The 15,477-nt window shown below is 72.9% G+C and carries 14 protein-coding genes; 6 read left to right on the plus strand and 8 right to left on the minus strand.

Annotated features, from left to right (window positions below; genetic code table 11):
- Positions 1-33 precede the first annotated feature (33 nt).
- Positions 34-1,200: an outer membrane protein assembly factor BamB family protein gene (locus HCN51_RS25310; RefSeq protein WP_168012185.1), complete on the plus strand. Its 1,167-nt coding sequence runs from the start codon at positions 34-36 to the stop codon at positions 1,198-1,200.
- A gap of 34 nt (positions 1,201-1,234) precedes the next feature.
- On the opposite strand, the gene HCN51_RS25315 is transcribed toward HCN51_RS25310, so the two are convergent.
- Positions 1,235-2,566 carry an aminotransferase-like domain-containing protein gene (locus tag HCN51_RS25315; protein WP_168012187.1) on the minus strand — a complete coding sequence of 444 codons (1,332 nt, stop codon included), beginning with the start codon at positions 2,564-2,566 and terminating at the stop codon, positions 1,235-1,237.
- A gap of 89 nt (positions 2,567-2,655) precedes the next feature.
- On the opposite strand from HCN51_RS25315, the gene HCN51_RS25320 reads away from it, so the two are divergent.
- Both HCN51_RS25320 and HCN51_RS25325 read left to right on the plus strand, forming a co-directional pair.
- Complete coding sequence (locus HCN51_RS25320) at positions 2,656-3,558, plus strand: branched-chain amino acid transaminase (protein WP_346433785.1); 903 nt, start codon at positions 2,656-2,658, stop codon at positions 3,556-3,558.
- A gap of 143 nt (positions 3,559-3,701) precedes the next feature.
- Positions 3,702-5,816 carry a hypothetical protein gene (locus HCN51_RS25325; RefSeq protein WP_346433786.1) on the plus strand — a complete coding sequence of 705 codons (2,115 nt, stop codon included), beginning with the start codon at positions 3,702-3,704 and terminating at the stop codon, positions 5,814-5,816.
- On the opposite strand, the gene HCN51_RS25330 is transcribed toward HCN51_RS25325, so the two are convergent.
- The 3 genes from HCN51_RS25330 to HCN51_RS25340 all read right to left on the minus strand — a co-directional run bounded on the left by HCN51_RS25330 (position 5,772) and on the right by HCN51_RS25340 (position 7,896).
- On the minus strand, positions 5,772-6,302 hold the full coding sequence (locus HCN51_RS25330) for an HIT family protein (RefSeq protein WP_240973227.1): 531 nt from the start codon (positions 6,300-6,302) through the stop codon (positions 5,772-5,774). The genes HCN51_RS25325 and HCN51_RS25330 overlap by 45 nt on opposite strands.
- Before the next feature lie 73 nt (positions 6,303-6,375).
- Entirely contained in the window at positions 6,376-6,801 is a 426-nt protein-coding gene (locus tag HCN51_RS25335) for a hypothetical protein (RefSeq protein ID WP_168012194.1), read from the minus strand.
- An 87-nt stretch (positions 6,802-6,888) separates the two neighbouring features.
- Positions 6,889-7,896 carry an RNA polymerase subunit sigma-70 gene (locus HCN51_RS25340; RefSeq protein WP_346433787.1) on the minus strand — a complete coding sequence of 336 codons (1,008 nt, stop codon included), beginning with the start codon at positions 7,894-7,896 and terminating at the stop codon, positions 6,889-6,891.
- A gap of 252 nt (positions 7,897-8,148) precedes the next feature.
- Here HCN51_RS25340 and HCN51_RS25345 point away from each other — a divergent pair, with 252 nt between their 5' ends.
- The gene (locus HCN51_RS25345) at positions 8,149-8,874 is read left to right on the plus strand and encodes a PIG-L deacetylase family protein (protein ID WP_168012196.1); all 726 of its coding nucleotides are present in this window, start codon (positions 8,149-8,151) and stop codon (positions 8,872-8,874) included.
- 190 nt (positions 8,875-9,064) lie between these two features.
- Complete coding sequence (locus HCN51_RS25350) at positions 9,065-9,268, plus strand: TM2 domain-containing protein (RefSeq protein WP_168012198.1); 204 nt, start codon at positions 9,065-9,067, stop codon at positions 9,266-9,268.
- Positions 9,269-9,329: 61 nt separating this feature from the next.
- Here the strand turns inward: HCN51_RS25350 and thrS are convergent, their stop codons facing one another.
- From thrS to HCN51_RS25365, 3 genes are all read right to left on the minus strand, one after another.
- On the minus strand, positions 9,330-11,294 hold the full coding sequence (gene thrS / locus HCN51_RS25355; protein ID WP_428981549.1) for a threonine--tRNA ligase: 1,965 nt from the start codon (positions 11,292-11,294) through the stop codon (positions 9,330-9,332).
- Positions 11,295-11,359: 65 nt separating this feature from the next.
- Positions 11,360-11,956, minus strand: coding sequence for a GH25 family lysozyme (locus HCN51_RS25360; RefSeq protein ID WP_168012200.1), 597 nt, complete (start codon positions 11,954-11,956; stop codon positions 11,360-11,362).
- Positions 11,957-11,995: 39 nt separating this feature from the next.
- A complete protein-coding gene (locus tag HCN51_RS25365; protein ID WP_168012202.1) occupies positions 11,996-12,895 on the minus strand; it encodes a TIGR03564 family F420-dependent LLM class oxidoreductase in 900 nt (299 codons plus the stop codon).
- A gap of 98 nt (positions 12,896-12,993) precedes the next feature.
- Here HCN51_RS25365 and pgm point away from each other — a divergent pair, with 98 nt between their 5' ends.
- The gene (gene pgm, locus HCN51_RS25370; RefSeq protein WP_168012204.1) at positions 12,994-14,631 is read left to right on the plus strand and encodes a phosphoglucomutase (alpha-D-glucose-1,6-bisphosphate-dependent); all 1,638 of its coding nucleotides are present in this window, start codon (positions 12,994-12,996) and stop codon (positions 14,629-14,631) included.
- Positions 14,632-14,751: 120 nt separating this feature from the next.
- Here the strand turns inward: pgm and HCN51_RS25375 are convergent, their stop codons facing one another.
- Positions 14,752-15,441 (minus strand): DUF2786 domain-containing protein, encoded by a 690-nt coding sequence (locus HCN51_RS25375; RefSeq protein WP_168012206.1) that lies wholly within the window; start codon positions 15,439-15,441, stop codon positions 14,752-14,754.
- Between the last annotated feature and the right edge of the window lie 36 nt (positions 15,442-15,477).

Raw genomic sequence — 15,477 nt, forward strand, 5'->3', positions numbered from 1 at the left:
GGGATCGACCGGCCTTTCGGCATTTTTCGGGCCATGCTGGATCTCATGCGGTTGATCCACCTTCTGTCCTCCGCCGTCGTGACCGTGCTCCTGCTGGCCTGGGTCGGCCTCCCGGGCGAGCACGTCACCACCACGCTCGCGAAACCCTCCTGGCCCTGGCACCCGGACGGGCTGGGGACGCCGGCCATCGACGTCGTCGGCAAGGTCCCCTTCGCCGCCGAGGTCTTCGGCGACGTGGCGGTGGTCCCCCGGTACGGCCCGCGCGTGGGCCTGGCCGCCGCGCGGGTCACCGACGGGTCCCCGGTCTGGCGGTACGAGAACGCCTGGAGCGACGACAGCGTGGGGCACGTGCGGGTGGACGATCGCCGCATCGCCGCCGTCTGGCGCGACGGCCGGGTCACCCTCCTCGACGTGCCGGACGGCCGCGTCGTCTGGCGGGCCGACCTGCCCGACGGGCCTTACCACGAGGCCAACCGGGCCTATGACGAGGAGTGGGGCGCGGCCTGGGAACTGTCCCTGGCCGCGGACGGCTCCGTCCCGATCGTGGTGGTGGCGCACGAGGGGCGGATCGACGCGGTGGACGGCCGCACGGGGGCGATCCGGTGGTCGTACCCGCCGCGCGGGTCCGCGGCGTGCTTCGACGGCGCCCGCGGCGAGGGCGAGGTCGTGATGGTCTTCCAGCGCTGCCCCGGGCCGACGCCCCACGTCATGCTCGACGCCGGCGACGGGCGGGCGCGGTGGCGCTTCGACGGCGGGGAGTGGTACCACGCGCGGGCGCTCGGCGCCGGCCGCCTGGCGTGGGTGGACCGATCCGGCGGCCTCAACGTCAGCCGGGCCGCCGACGGGCGGCTCCTCTGGCGCGTCCCGTCGGCCGGGCTGAAGGACAACCCGTACGGGACGGACATGGGGGTGTCGGCCGAGCTCGTGACCGTGGTCGCGGACCGGCGGGTGACCGCCTACCGGATCGCCGACGGCGCCGTCGCCTGGCGGCGCGACCGGGTGGGCGGTGACTCTGCCGTGCTGACGGACGGCACGTACACCTACGTCGCCGAGGACGCGACGACGCTGCTCAAGCTCGACGCCCGCACCGGACGGGTCGTCGACCGCCACCGCTTCGAGGCGGACATCACCCTGGAGTGGCTGCGGGGCGGCCTGGCGGGCATCAACGTGGGCGTCGGCGACGACGTGGTGGTCGGCTGATCTCCCCACCTCCGCGAACGCACCGGCCGCTGCTTCAGCGTTCGTAGGCGCGCCACGCCCGGCTCAGCGCGGCCACCGCCTGGTCGGTGAGGTCGGGCGGCAGGGCGAAGCTGAGGCGCAGCCGGTCGCGGTGGCGGCCGTCCGGGGAGAACAGGGAGCCGGGCGCGACCGCCACCCCGTGCTCGCGGGCCACCACCGCGAACCGGTCGGTGTCCGTGCCGGGCAGCCGCGCCCACACCGACAGGCCGCCCGCCGGCCGCTCCCACGCCCACTCGGGCAGGTGGGCCGACAGCGCGGCCAGGCAGTACTCCCTGCGCCGGGCCAGCTCGGCCAGCCACGGCTCGACGGGGTTGCGTTCGAGCAGGTCGGCGGCGAGCCGCTGGGCGACGGCGCTGGTGGCGAGGTCGGCGTCCACCTTGGCCTCGGTCAGGCGGGCCAGCAGCGACTCCGGCGCGCTCACCCAGCCCACCCGCAGCCCGCCCCACAGCACCTTCGACAGGGAGCCGACGGTGACGGTGCCGTGCGGGTGCGCCAGGGCCAGCGGCCCGGGCGGCGGTGCGCCGTCGAACACCAGGGCCGCCAGCGTCCGGTCCTCCACCACGGTCACGTCCGCGTCCCTGGCCAGCTCGGCGACGTGCCGCAGCGGCGACACGGTGCCCGTCGGGTTGTCGACGCAGGAGGCGTACACGGCGGCGGGCCGGTGCCGGGCGATCGCCTCCTCCACGGCGGCGGGGACGGTCAGGTCCACGGGCACCGCGTGCGCCCCCGCCCGCCGGAACGCGCTCAGCGCGCCGCCGTAGGCCGGATCGCCCACCAGGACGCGGTCTCCGGCGCGCAGCAGCACGCGGGCGGCCAGGTCGATGCCCTGCTGCGCCCCGGCGGTGACGAGGATCCGCCCCGGGCCGGCGATCCCCGAGGTGCCGGTCGCCAGCAGGGCCCGCAGCCGGGGGTCGCCCATGGCGTCGTACCCGTGCCCGCTCGGGGCCCGCAGCAGGTCGGCCGGGTCGATCGGGGGCAGCACCAGGTGCGAGGGGTCGGGGACCACGGAGGTGGACAGGTCCGCGCCGACGGCCCCCGCCTGGAGGAGGCCGCCGAACGAGGGCGTGCCGAGCACGTACGTGCCGCTGCCGTGCCGCCGCTCGCACAGCCCCTCCTCGCACAGGGCGTTGAACGCCGCCGCGACCGTCCCCCTGCTGACCCCGACCGCCTGGGCCAGGTCGCGCTCGGACGGCAGGCGGGTGCCGGGGCTGATGAGGCCCGTCTGGGCGAGGTCGGCGAGCGCGCCGGCCAGCCGCCGGCTGGGCGGGCCCTGGTGGAGGCGCAGGCGGTCGCGGACGAGCGTGACGAGGGTGTCTTCCCTTCCCATAGCCACCATTATCCCGATACTGTGCCACTTACCGCGCAATTGGCCCAATCGAATGTCGCTGAGTCGGGCCACTGGAGGAAGGAGTGCGGGTGGAGGAGTCCAAGTTCATCTGGATGGACGGCGAGCTCGTGCCGTGGGGCGAGGCCCGGGTGCACGTGCTGTCGCACGCCCTGCACTACGGCACCGCCGTCCTCGAGGGCACCAGGGCGTACGAGACGGCGCGGGGGCCGGCCGTGTTCCGGCTCGACGACCATCTGCGGCGGCTCGTGGTCAGCGCCAGGATCATCGGGCTGGCGATGCCGTACCCGGTGGAGGAGCTGCGCGAGGCGACGCTGCGCACGGTCGCCGCGAACGGCCGGCCGTCCTGCTACATCCGCCACCTCGCGCACCGCGGCTACGGCGAGATGGGCATCGCCGCGCGCGGCTGCCCGACCAGCGTGTCCATCGCCACCTGGGAGTGGGGCGCGCTGCTCGGCTCCGGCGTGCGGCTGATGACCAGCTCCTGGCGGCGCAACGACCAGACGGTCGTGCCCACCGCCGCCAAGGCCACCGGCCCGTACCTGAACTCGGTGCTGGCCAAGCAGGAGGCGCTCGACGCCGGCTACGACGAGGCCGTGCTGCTGAACTCGGCGGGCTACGTCAGCGAGTGCACGGGGGCGAACCTGTTCGTCGTCCGCGACGGGGTGCTCGCCACGCCGCCCGACAGCGCGGGCGCGCTGGCCGGCCTCACGCAGGACACCGTGGAGCGGCTGGCCGCCGACCTCGGCCTGCCCGCCGTCAGGCGCGAGCTGATGCGCTCCGACCTGTACGCCGCCGACGAGGTCTTCCTGTGCGGTACGGCCGCCGGGATCGTGCACGTGTCGTCGGTCGACCGGCGGGAGCTCGGCGACGGCCCCGGCCCGGTGACGGCCAGGCTGAGCGACGCCTACGACGCCGTCGTGCACGGCCGGGACGACCGTTACCAGCACTGGCTCACCCCGGTGGCCGCCTGAGAGCACCGCCGGGCGGCGAAAGACGGCTTCCCGCACCCTCCGCACATGAGAGGGTAGTCGCGTCTGGTGGCGCCGGAGCATGACCTAGCACTACCCCGCTCGGCCGTGCCACAGGAACGCTGCGATCACGGGAGGTCATCGGAGTGAGGCGCGCGCTGGTCGTGCTGGCCGTGCTGGTCGGTCAGGCGATACTGGGTCACGCCCTGTTCATCGGCCCCGCCTCGGCGGGGTCCGCACGGGCGGAGGCCGGGGCGGCGGAGGGGCGGGTGGCGCTGCTCGGGGTGCCCGGCCTGCACTGGAACGACCTGACCCCGTCCGACACGCCCAACCTGTGGGCCCTGGCCAGGTCCAGCGCGATCGGCTCCCTGTCGGTCCGCACCGTCGGCAACGTGACCTGCCCCTACGACGGCTGGCTCACGGTGTCGGCGGGCACGCGGTCGGCGGCCGGCTACGCGTGCGGCGCGCCGCCACGGCCGGAGCAGCGCGGCGCGGGCGCCGTCATCCCCGACTACCGCTACCTCATCGACGTGGCGGGCCAGCGCACCGCCGGCACCCTGGGCGAGACGCTGAAGGCGGCCGGGCGGTGCTCGATCGCGATCGGCCCCGGCGCGGCGCTGGCGCTGGCCGACCAGCAGGGCGCGGTGGCGCGCTACCACGCCTCGCCGCTCCAGGTGAAGACGGCCGATCTGGAGCAGTGCCCGATGGTCGCGATGGACGTGGACGACCTCGTCCAGCCGTACCTGGCGGGCGAGCCCGACCGGCTGCCCAAGGTGCCCGAGAAGCTGCCCGCCGCCGAGCGCCGCGACGCGCTGCGGCTGGCCGACACCAAGGCCGGCGCGCTGCTGTCGGTGCTGCCCGCCGGCACCACCGTGCTGCTGGCGGGCCTGGCCGACCACGGCTCCGTGCCGCACCTGAGGGTGGTGGCGCTGCGCGAGCCGGGCGCCGAGGGCCGGGTGCTGGGCGCCGCCTCCACGCGCAGGGACGACATCTCGATCCTCACCGACCTGACCGCCACCGTGCTCGACGAGCTGGGCGTGGCGGTGCCGAGCACGGTCGTGGGCGCGCCGCTGCGGCTGGGCGAGCGGGCCGCCACGTTCGAGGCGCTGGTCGAGCGGCTGCGCAGCGCCGACGCCACCGCGCAGACCATGCGCTCGGCCAAGGCCGCCTACTTCACGGCCCTGGCGGTCTTCCAGGTGCTGTTCTACGTCCTGGCGTTCCTGCTGCTGCGCCGCCGCAAGGGCCTGCCCTGGGTGCGCCGCGCGGCGGTGGCGCTCGCGGCCCTGCCGGTCACCTCGTTCCTGGTCAACCTCCTGCCTTGGGACAACCACCTGGAGCTGTTCGGCGGCATGGTGGCCTGGTGGGCGGCGATCACCGCGCTGGCGCTGGCCGGGCCGTGGCGGCGCCGGCCGCTCGGCCCGCTGGCCGTGGTCGCCGCGGTCACCGCGCTCACGCTCGTCGGCGACCTGCTCACCGGCACCACGCTGCAGCTCAACAGCTTCATGGGCTACAGCGCCGAGCAGGGCGCCCGCTACTTCGGCCTGGGCAACATCCCGTTCGCGCTGCTGGCCACCGGCACGCTGCTGGCCACCACGGTGATCGCGCACCGCTGGCCCGGCAAGATCGGCATCGCGGCGATCGTGGTGCTCGGGGCGTTCGCGATGGTGCTGGGCGGGTCCGGCATGGGCAGCGACTTCGGCGGCGTGATCGCGTTCGTGCCGGGCATCGCCGTCACCGCGCTGATCCTGTCGGGCAAGCGGGTCTCGCTGTGGAAGCTGGGCGCGTTCTGCGTGGCGGGCGGCGTGATCGTGATGGGCTTCGCCTGGCTCAACTACCTGCGGCCGCCCGCCGAGCAGTCGCACCTGGGCCGGTTCGTCGGGCAGGTGCTGACCGGGGAGGCCATCGAGGTCATCTGGCGCAAGTTCCTCGCCATGATCTCCACGCTGGCCAACCCCAACCTGATGCCGATCGTGATCGCCGCCGTGGTGTTCCTCGTGTACGCGATCCTGCGCCCCGAGCAGGCGTCGGCCGGGGTCGTGCCGGCGGCGTTCGAGCACTCCCCCGCGCTGCGGGCCGGGCTGATCGGCACGCTCGTCAGCGGCGTCGTCGGCATGCTGGTCAACGACTCCGGCGCGGCCGTGCTGTCGATGGCCCTGGCGCTGGCCGTGCCGCTGCTGCTGGCCACCGGCATCGGCGCGCTGCGCCGCGAGGGCGAGTCAGCTCCAGGCGTCGGCGAGCAGCTGGCGGGTGTCGCGAAGTAGCTGCGGCAGCACCTTGGTGCGGGCGACGACCGGCATGAAGTTGGTGTCGCCGCCCCACCGGGGCACCACGTGCTGGTGCAGGTGGGCGGCGATGCCGGCGCCGGCGACGTGGCCGAGGTTCATGCCGACGTTAAAGCCCTGCGCGCCGCTGGCCTTGCGCAGCGCGCGCAGCGCCTTCTGGGTGAACGCGCCCAGCTCCGCCACCTCGGCCTCGTCGAGCTCGTCGTAGTCGGACACGTGCCGGTAGGGCACCACCATCAGATGGCCCGAGTTGTACGGGTAGAGGTTGAGCACGGTGTAGACCGTCTTCCCCCGTTTCACGATCAGGCCGTCCTCATCGCTCATCTTCGGGATGGCGTCGAACGGGCAGCCGTCGCCGGGGCCCGAGCCGGTCGGCTTGTTCTCGCCCTTGATGTAGGCCATGCGATGCGGGGTCCACAGACGTTCGAAGTTGTCGGGGGACCCGGCCCCTGCCTGATCGTGCATAACTAGCAGCATAGGACCCCGGGTGCTCCCGGCGTGGCCCGGAGCACCCCTTGCCGGGGCCGTGGCCGGGCCGTCAGCCGACGCGGGTCATGTTCGACTCGTAGCCGCCGCCCCCGGGGTAGACCCAGGCGCCGGTGACGCTCGTCCCGTCGGCGCTGAACGTGCCCCGGTAGTAGGCGCCCGAGTCCCGCTTGTGCGCCCAGATGGTCAGCGTGTCGCCTTCCACCTCGTACACGTAGGCCAGGGTGCTGCCGTCGCTGTCGAAGTACCAGGAGTGCACGTCCTCGCTCGGCTGCTCCGCGCCGAACGGCCGCTTCCTGCCGATGAACTCGGTGCCCTTGACCGAGCCGCCGTCCTGGGTGAGGTCCACGTCCTGGATGAGGAAGTGGCCGCCCTCCATCCAGCGGTAGGTGACGGTGCCGGCGGCGCCGCCGGTGACCTTCCAGGTGCCGACGAGCCGGTCGAGGGCCTTCAGCTGGGGGTCGTTGATCTCGGTCATGGCGGGTTCCTTCCTTCAGTGAGCGGGTGTACGGCCATATGACGGCGCGGCTCCCGGAAAGGAATCGGTCCGCGGCGGGATTTTTTCTCAGAGTTCGGCGGGCAGGCCGAAGGCGGCGTGCAGCTCCGGGCCGAACGTGGTGATCTCGGCGATCAGGCCGTCCTCGACGCGCAGGACGTCGATGTTGACGGCCGTGTAGCGGTCGTGGCCGGGGCGGCGGACGTAGTTGGCGACGGCGGGCTGCCGGTTGGCGCGCGTCGGCAGCGCCTGCCACTCGCCCCACGCCTGCGGGCCGATCATGACGGGCCGCCACATGTCGAGGATGGCCGCCCGCCCGTCGAACACCTGCGACGCCGGCGGCATCGTCTGCCGCGCGTCCTCGCGCAGCAGCGCCGCCAGGGCCGACAGGTCGCCGTCCACGGACGCCTCCATGTAGCGGCGCAGCACCGCCCGCTCCTCCTCGCTCGGCTCCGTGGCGGGCCCCCACTGGGAGCGCCGGGCGGGCAGGTGCATGCGCAGCGTGGCGCGGGCCCGCTGCAACGCGCTCTTGACGGCCGCCACGCTCAGCTCCAGCGCCTGCGAGGTCTCCTCGGCAGGCCACCCGGCCACGTCCCGCAGGATCAGCACCGCCCGCTGGCGCGGCGGCAGGTGCTGGATCGCGGCCAGGTAGGCCAGCTCGATCGTCTCCCTCTCCACCGCCACCGCCTCCGGCCGCCCCTCCCCCGGCGCGGCCAGGTCGAGCAGCCGGTCCGGGTACGGCTGCAACCACGGCACCTCCGCGAACGGCGAGCGCGCCGCGCCGTTCACGTCCACGGTGATCTCGCGGGAGCGCGCCGGCCCCGACAGCAGGTCCAGGCACGCGTTGGTGGCGATGCGGTACAGCCAGGCCCGCAGCGTGGAGCGCCCCTCGAACGTCTCCCGCCGCCGCCAGGCCCGCATCATGGTCTCCTGCACCATGTCGTCGGCGTCGGTGTAGGAGCCCAGCATCCGGTAGCAGTGCACCCGCAGCTCGTGCCGGTACTCCTCGACCAGCTCCCCGAACGCGGCCGGCCCGCCGTGCCTGACGGCCGTGACGGCCTCGCTCTCGTCGCCCACGTCGCCTCCCTGGCCCCACGTGCCACACCCCGTAGCCCCGTGTCGCCCTGTCGCTCCGCCTGTCGTCCCGTCGCTCCGCCTATCGCCCCGTCGTCGCGCGGTCGCCCCGTCGGCGCGTCGTCCCCCCGAACTCGCGTCCGTCCCTCGGGCCGCTGCGCAAGCCTCGCACGAGTGCCCGCCCGCCGTGAAGCCCGCCGTGAAGAGCGCGCCCCGGACGGCGGACGGGCCGTGGCCGCTGCCAGGATGGCGGGCATGACGGATCAGTTGGAGCCCATGCCGGAGGACTGGCGGCGCGCGCTGGCGATCGTCGCCCACCCGGACGACCTGGAGTACGGCTGCGCGCCCGCGGTGGCCGTGTGGACCGCCGCGGGACGCGAGGTCACCTACGTGCTCGCCACCCGGGGTGAGGCGGGCATCGACACGATGGAGCCGGCCAAGGCGGGGCCGGTGCGCGAGCGCGAGCAGCGGGCCAGCGCCGCCGTGGCCGGGGTGACGGCGGTGGAGTTCCTCGACCACCGGGACGGCGTGATCGAGTACGGCGTCGCGCTGCGCAGGGACATGGCCGCCGCCATCCGCCGGCACCGCCCCGAGCTGGTGATCACGCTCAACCACGAGGACACGTGGGGCGGCGGCACGCACTGGAACACGCCCGACCACCGCGCGGTGGGCCGCGCCGTGATGGACGCGGTCGCCGACGCCGGAAATCGATGGATATTTCCTGACATCGAGGCCGAGCCCTGGAACGGCGTCCGCTACATCGCCGTCGCCGGCTCCGACACCCCCACCCACGCCGTGGACGTCACGACGGGCCTGGAGCGGGGCGTGCGCTCGCTCCTGGAGCACCGCGCCTACATCGAGGCCCTGACCGACGAGGACCCGGAGACGTACGTCCGCACCTTCGTCGAGGGCATCGCGAGAGACCAGGCGGCCCGCTTCGGCGGCCGTCTCGCGGTGACCTTCCGCCTGTTCAGCCGCTGATTACCACAAAGCAGATAAAACGGAATTATCCCCTTATTGAGGATCTTGGACGCATCTCAAAAAAGCGTCTGCGCCGAGCCTGAGGAGCTTGCTAGGGTGTCGTCCCCTGCGGTTGATCCTTCCCGCAGAAGCCGGTCGGGCGCGTCGGAGACACGCGCCCGGCCCACCCCTCACGCGAAAGGCATTTCCCATGCAGAAATCGTGGATCGTCGCCGTCTTACTGTGCTTCTTCCTCGGCGCCCTCGGCGTGCACCGCTTCTACGTCGGCAAGGTCGGGACGGGCCTGCTCCAGCTCGTCACGCTCGGCGGCCTCGGCGTCTGGGTGCTCATCGACTTCATCATGATCCTCATCGGCAGCTTCACCGACAAGCAGGGTCAGCCGCTGGCCAAGTGAGCGGCGAAACGGGAGGGGGCCGTGCCATCCGGCACGGCCCCCTCCCGCTCGCTGGAGCCGGTCAGACCTGGACGCGCCGCTCCACGGCGCTGACGATCTCGCCGATCGCCTCCTCCACGGGCACGCCGTTCTTCTGCTCGCCGTTGCGGTAACGGAAGGACACCGCGCCGTTGGCGATGTCGTCGTCACCGGCCAGCAGCATGAAGGGCACCTTGGCCTTCTGCGCGTTGCGGATCTTCTTCTGCATGCGGTCGTCGGCGGCGTCGACCTCGACGCGGATGCCGGCGGCCCGCAGCCGCTTGGCCACGTCTTGCAGGTAGGACACGTGGGCCTCGGCGATCGGGATGCCCACCACCTGCACCGGGGCCAGCCAGGGCGGGAAGGCGCCCGCGTAGTGCTCGGTGAGCACGCCGAGGAAACGCTCGACGGAGCCGAACAGCGCCCGGTGGATCATGACCGGGGTCTGCCGCGAGCCGTCGGCCGCCTGGTATTCGAGGCCGAAGCGCTTGGGCTGGTTGAGGTCGAGCTGGATGGTGGACAGCTGCCAGGTGCGCCCGATGGCGTCTTTGGCCTGCACCGAGATCTTGGGGCCGTAGAAGGCGGCGCCGCCCGGGTCGTCCTTGAGCGTCAGGCCGGACTCGGTGGCCACCTGGCGCAGCGCGTCGGTGGCCTCCTCCCACTCGGCGGGGTCGCCGATGAACTTCTCGGAGTCGTCGCGGGTGGACAGCTCCAGGTAGAAGTCCTCCAGGCCGAAGTCGCGCAGCACGCTGAGCACGAACCGCAGCAGCGACTTGATCTCGTCGGCCATCTGCTCGCGGGTGGTGTAGATGTGCGCGTCGTCCTGCGTCATGCCGCGTACGCGGGTGAGCCCGTGGACCACGCCGGACTTCTCGTAGCGGTAGACCGAGCCGAACTCGCACAGCCGCAGCGGCAGCTCGCGGTAGGAGCGCCCGCGCGCCCGGTAGATGAGGTTGTGCATCGGGCAGTTCATCGGCTTGACGCGGTACTCGATGCCCTCCAGCTCGAAGGCGGGGAACATGTCGTCGGCGTACCACGGCAGGTGGCCGGAGGTCTCGAACAGCGAGCTCTTGGTCAGGTGCGGCGTGTTGACGAACTCGTAGCCCGCCTCGGCCTGCCGCCTGCGCATGTAGTCTTCCATCTCCTTGCGGATGATCCCGCCCTTGGGATGGAAGATCGGCAGGCCGCTGCCCAGCTCCGGCGGGAAGCTGAACAGGTCGAGCTCGGCGCCCAGCTTGCGGTGGTCGCGCTTTTCGGCCTCTTCGAGCAGCTTGAGGTATTCGTCCTGCTTGTCGCGGGACTCCCACGCGGTGCCGTAGATGCGCTGGAGCTGCGGGTTCTTCTCGCTGCCGCGCCAGTAGGCGCCGCCGGAGCGCATGAGCTTGAACGCCGGGATGGACCGGGTGGAGGGCACGTGCGGGCCCCGGCACAGGTCCTTCCAGCACAGCTCGCCGCTCTTGGGGTCGAGGTTGTCGTAGATGGTCAGCTGCCCGGCCCCCACCTCGACGGACTCCTCGTCGGCGGCGCCACCCTTGAGCCCGATCAGCTCCAGCTTGTACGGCTCCGCCGCCAGCTCCGCCCGCGCCTCGTCGTCGCCGACCGGCCGGCGGGAGAAGAGCTGCCCCTGCTTGACGATCTCGCGCATGCGCTTCTCGATGCGCTTGAGGTCGTCGGGGTTGAACGCCTGCGGCACGTCGAAGTCGTAGTAGAAGCCGTTTTCGACGGGCGGCCCGATGCCCAGCTTGGCCTCGGGGAACAGCTCCTGCACCGCCTGCGCCATGACGTGCGCGGTGGAGTGCCGCACGATCGCCCGGCCCTCCTCGCTGGAGATCTCGACGGGCTCGACGGCGTCGCCGTCGGCCAGCGGATGGGCCAGGTCGCGGGCCTCGCCGTTGACCTTGGCGGCGATGACGGTGCGGCCGTCGGCCTCCAGCGCCTCACCGGCCGTCGTGCCGGCCGCGACCACACGCTCGGCTCCGGCGAGGGTGATGCGTAGCTCGGCTGACACGGTGACTCCTTGAAGGTCGCGCTCGATGCCCGGCACCGAGGCAGATTCGACGGTAGGCACCGATGCTATCGCGGGTGAAACCCCAGCTTTGTCAGCTCGTGCCGGGTGCCGTGGAAGACGTTGCGGTCGATGGGGCTGTTGGCGTACTGGTGGATGGTCCAGTCGCGCCAGGGCCTGGGCACCGGGGGGTTGCCGCGCGGGCTCTCGGGGCTGGCGATCCAGAGAGGGTATTCGGCCAGCCCCGCGCAGTGCCCGCCGCGCGCGAACGCGTGGAAGGTGTAGATGAACGGCCGCACGCCGCCGTGCCGCTCGACGTGGTGGCACCAGCGGCGGGCGTAGCGGGCGACCTGCTCGGGGCGCAGGCCGTCGTTGGTCTCCAGGTCGAGCGCGACCAGGTCGCCACGGCGGAGCCCGCCCGCCGACCTGATCGCGCCCAGGAAGTGCCGCGCCTGCTCGACGGGGTCGCCCTTGGGCCGGGCGAAGTGGTAGGCGCCGCAGACCAGCCAGCTCTCGCGCATGCCGGTCCAGTTACGCCCGAACCACTTGTCGGTGTAGTCGCCGCCCTCGGTCGCCTTGGCGAACGCGAAGGCCACGCCCGCCTCCGCATGGCCGGCCCAGTCGACGGTGCCCTGCCAGTTCGACACATCGATGCCTTGTAGCACGCGCTTCACCTTGCCGGATTTTATGGAGATGTACGCGGATCAACCCTTCGCCGCGCCGATCAGCAGGCTTCTGGTGCGTTCCCGGTTGGCGAACACCGAGCCGACGAAGTCGGTCACCCCCGCCCGCTTCAGCTCCTCCAGCCGGGCCAGCACGGTGTCCTCGTCGCCGACGATCGCGACGTCACCGGGCCCCGCGGCCCCTTCCCTGTCGAGCATGGCACGGTAGGAGGGGAGCTGGCCGTAGATCTTGAAGATCTCGTTGGCGCGCTCGACGGTGGCGGCGGGGTCGTCGGTGACGCTGATGGGCAGCGCGCAGACGATCCTGGGCGCCTGGCGGCCCGCTTCGGCCGCGGCGGCCGTGATGGTGGGCGCGACGTGCTCGGCGACCGTCTTCGGCCCGGTCATCCAGAGCACGGTGCCGTCGGCGACGGTGCCGGCGAGCTTGAGCATGCGCGGGCCGAGCGCGGCCACGAGCACGGGGAAGCCGGCTCCGGGCGCGGTGAGCCGTACGTTCGCCTTCAGCGTCTCGCCCTGGTAGTCGACCTGCTCGCCGCGCGAGGCCGGGATCAGGATGTCGAGGTACTCCTTCATGTGCCGGCCGGGCCGCTCGAAGCTGTAGCCGAACATGTTCTCGATGACCATCTTGTGCGACAGGCCGATGCCCAGCGCGAAGCGGCCGCCGAGCGCGGCGTTGGCGGTCATGGCCTGCTGCGCGAGCACGGCAGGGTGGCGCGGGTAGGTGGGCACGACGGCGGTGCCGAGCTCGATCGGCGGCGCCTGGACGCCGGCCGCGGTCAGGGCGGTGATGGCGTCGAGGCCGAAGATGTTGGAGAGCCAGGCCGAGGTGAAGCCGTCCGCCACCGCCTGGGCGATCTGGTCGCGCAGGCCGGCGATCGCGTCGGGTCCTTGGGGCTCGCTGAGGAAACATCCGTAACGCATCGGAACAGAACTCCATTCTGGTGACTGACGCGAATGTATCTCCCCACACCGCAGTGCGGTCACCCGCCGGGCCGGAGGCGATTTGTAAAGTGACCTCCATGACGCATGAACGCGCGGGACAGCCCGCCCGGCCTTCCGACCTGGTCGACGTCGCCAGGCTGGTGACGTCCTACTACGCGCTGCACCCCGACGCCGGCGAGGTGGCGCAACGGGTGGCCTTCGGCACGTCGGGGCACCGGGGGTCGTCGCTGAAGTCGGCGTTCAACGAGGACCACATCGTGGCCACGAGCCAGGCCATCTGCGAGTACCGGCAGGCGCAGGGCACCGACGGGCCGCTGTTCCTCGGCATCGACACGCACGCGCTGTCGGAGCCCGCGCGGGTGTCGGCGCTGGAGGTGTTCGCGGCCAACGACGTCGCCGTGCTCATCGACTCCCGCGACGGCTACACCCCCACGCCCGCGGTCTCCCACGCCATCCTGCGGCACAACGCGGGCCGCACCAGCGGCCTGGCCGACGGCGTCGTGGTCACCCCGTCGCACAACCCGCCCGCCGACGGCGGCTTCAAGTACAACCCGCCGCACGGCGGCCCCGCCGACACCGACGCCACCGGGTGGATCCAGGACCGCGCCAACCGGCTGCTGCAGGACGGGCTCAAGGGCGTGCGCCGGGTGCCGTACGCGTCGGCGCTCGACCGGGCCGGGCGCTACGACTTCCTCGGCACGTACGTGGACGACCTGCCCTCGGTCGTGGACCTCGACGCGATCCGCGCGGCCGGCGTGCGCATCGGCGCCGACCCGCTGGGCGGGGCGAGCGTGGCCTACTGGGGCGAGATCGCCGAGCGGCACGGGCTGGCCCTGACCGTGGTCAACCCGCTGGTCGACCCGACGTGGCGGTTCATGACGCTCGACTGGGACGGCAAGATCCGGATGGACTGCTCGTCGCCGTACGCGATGGCCTCGCTCATCGCCAATCGCGACAAGTACGACATCGCCACCGGCAACGACGCCGACTCTGACCGGCACGGCGTCGTCACCCCCGACGGCGGCCTGATGAACCCCAACCACTACCTCGCCGTCGCCATCTCCTACCTCTACACCCACCGCGACGGCTGGCCGTCCGACGCCGGGGTGGGCAAGACCATGGTCAGCAGCGGCATCATCGACCGGGTCGCCGAGTCGCTGGGCCGGCGCCTGTACGAGGTGCCGGTGGGCTTCAAGTGGTTCGTGCCGGGGCTGCTCGACGGGTCGCTCGGGTTCGGCGGCGAGGAGAGCGCGGGCGCGTCGTTCCTGCGGCGCGACGGCTCCGTGTGGTCCACCGACAAGGACGGCATCATCCTGGCCCTGCTCGCCTCCGAGATCCTGGCCGTCACCGGCGAGTCGCCGAGCGCCCGCTACCGCGACCTGGTCGGGCGGTTCGGCGAGCCCGCGTACGCGCGCGTCGACGCGCCCGCCACCCGCGAGGAGAAGGCCGTGCTCGGCAGGCTGTCGGCCGAGCAGGTCACCGCCGGCACGCTGGCGGGCGAGCCGATCGCGTCCGTGCAGACGGCGGCGCCCGGCAACGGCGCCAAGCTGGGCGGGGTGAAGGTCGCCACGGCCAGCGCCTGGTTCGCGGCCCGGCCGTCGGGCACCGAGGACGTCTACAAGATCTACGCCGAGTCCTTCAAGGGGCCCGACCACCTGGCCAAGGTGCAAGAGGAGGCCCGCTCGCTCGTCTCGGACGCCCTTTCCGGGGGCTGAGCGGGCGCACATGCGCGGCCGGATCGCCCCCGTGCGCGGCCGGATCCGTGCACGCGCCGGGCGGGGCTGATGGTCGGGGCTGATGGGCGGGGCTGCCGGGCGGGGCTGCCGGGCGGGGGCTCAGGTGAGCTCGCGGGCCGTCGCGGTGCCCATCCCCGTGCGTCCGAGGTCGGCCCTGCGGCCCGCCGCCACGCCGTCGCGGTAGCCGGTGCCGCTCGTCCTGGGCACGCTCATGCGGATGTCGGGGTAGTGAGCGGCCACCGCCCGCTCCACCTCGGCCCTGCGGTCGGCCAGGACGAGCGCGCTGCCCGTGCCGGCGGACTCGGCCTCCGCCCGCGCCTCGGCCGCGCACAGCAGCCGGTACACCTCGTCGGTGAACCCCAGCAGCCACGACCGGCGATAGGCCCGCACGGCCGGCACGCCCTCGGGCGGCTCCACCCGGGCCAGGCCCGAGGCCATCTGCAGCAGCAGCGAGGTGGCCAGCAGGTCGGCCCGCTCCAGGTCGGCCGCGAAGCCGAACACGTGCACCCGCTGCCCGCCGTCGCCCCGCCCGATCAGCAGCGGGCGGCAGCGCAGCGCCTGCGCCACGAGGCTCACCAGGCGGGCCTTCTCCCTGGCCCACGGGGCGGGCAGGGTGACGATCCGGTCGCCGGGGACCTGCCGGGTGCCCGCGGGCGGCAGCGAGTCGATGCCGTGCTTGGCCATCAGCGCCGAGGCGGCGGCCATGAACGTGGCGCGCTCGTGCTCGTTGTCCGTGCGCTCGGCCTTGGCCAGCAGCTTCCTGACGCGCTCCAGCGTCCGCTCCCGCACCCGCACTCCCCCGCTTCCGTCGCCGCCGGCGGGTAC

The sequence above is a fragment of the Nonomuraea composti genome (assembly GCF_012034275.1).
Classification (GTDB): domain Bacteria; phylum Actinomycetota; class Actinomycetes; order Streptosporangiales; family Streptosporangiaceae; genus Nonomuraea; species Nonomuraea composti.

Bases quoted from the DNA above. Each gene is read 5' to 3' on its own strand.
- HCN51_RS25310 (WP_168012185.1), top strand. From the start codon at position 34: ATGCTGGATCTCATGCGGTTGATCCACCTTCTGTCCTCCGCCGTCGTG.
- HCN51_RS25315 (WP_168012187.1), bottom strand. From the start codon at position 2,566: ATGGGAAGGGAAGACACCCTCGTCACGCTCGTCCGCGACCGCCTGCGC.
- HCN51_RS25330 (WP_240973227.1), bottom strand. From the start codon at position 6,302: ATGCACGATCAGGCAGGGGCCGGGTCCCCCGACAACTTCGAACGTCTG.
- HCN51_RS25335 (WP_168012194.1), bottom strand. From the start codon at position 6,801: ATGACCGAGATCAACGACCCCCAGCTGAAGGCCCTCGACCGGCTCGTC.
- HCN51_RS25345 (WP_168012196.1), top strand. From the start codon at position 8,149: ATGACGGATCAGTTGGAGCCCATGCCGGAGGACTGGCGGCGCGCGCTG.
- HCN51_RS25350 (WP_168012198.1), top strand. From the start codon at position 9,065: ATGCAGAAATCGTGGATCGTCGCCGTCTTACTGTGCTTCTTCCTCGGC.
- HCN51_RS25365 (WP_168012202.1), bottom strand. From the start codon at position 12,895: ATGCGTTACGGATGTTTCCTCAGCGAGCCCCAAGGACCCGACGCGATC.
- pgm (WP_168012204.1), top strand. From the start codon at position 12,994: ATGACGCATGAACGCGCGGGACAGCCCGCCCGGCCTTCCGACCTGGTC.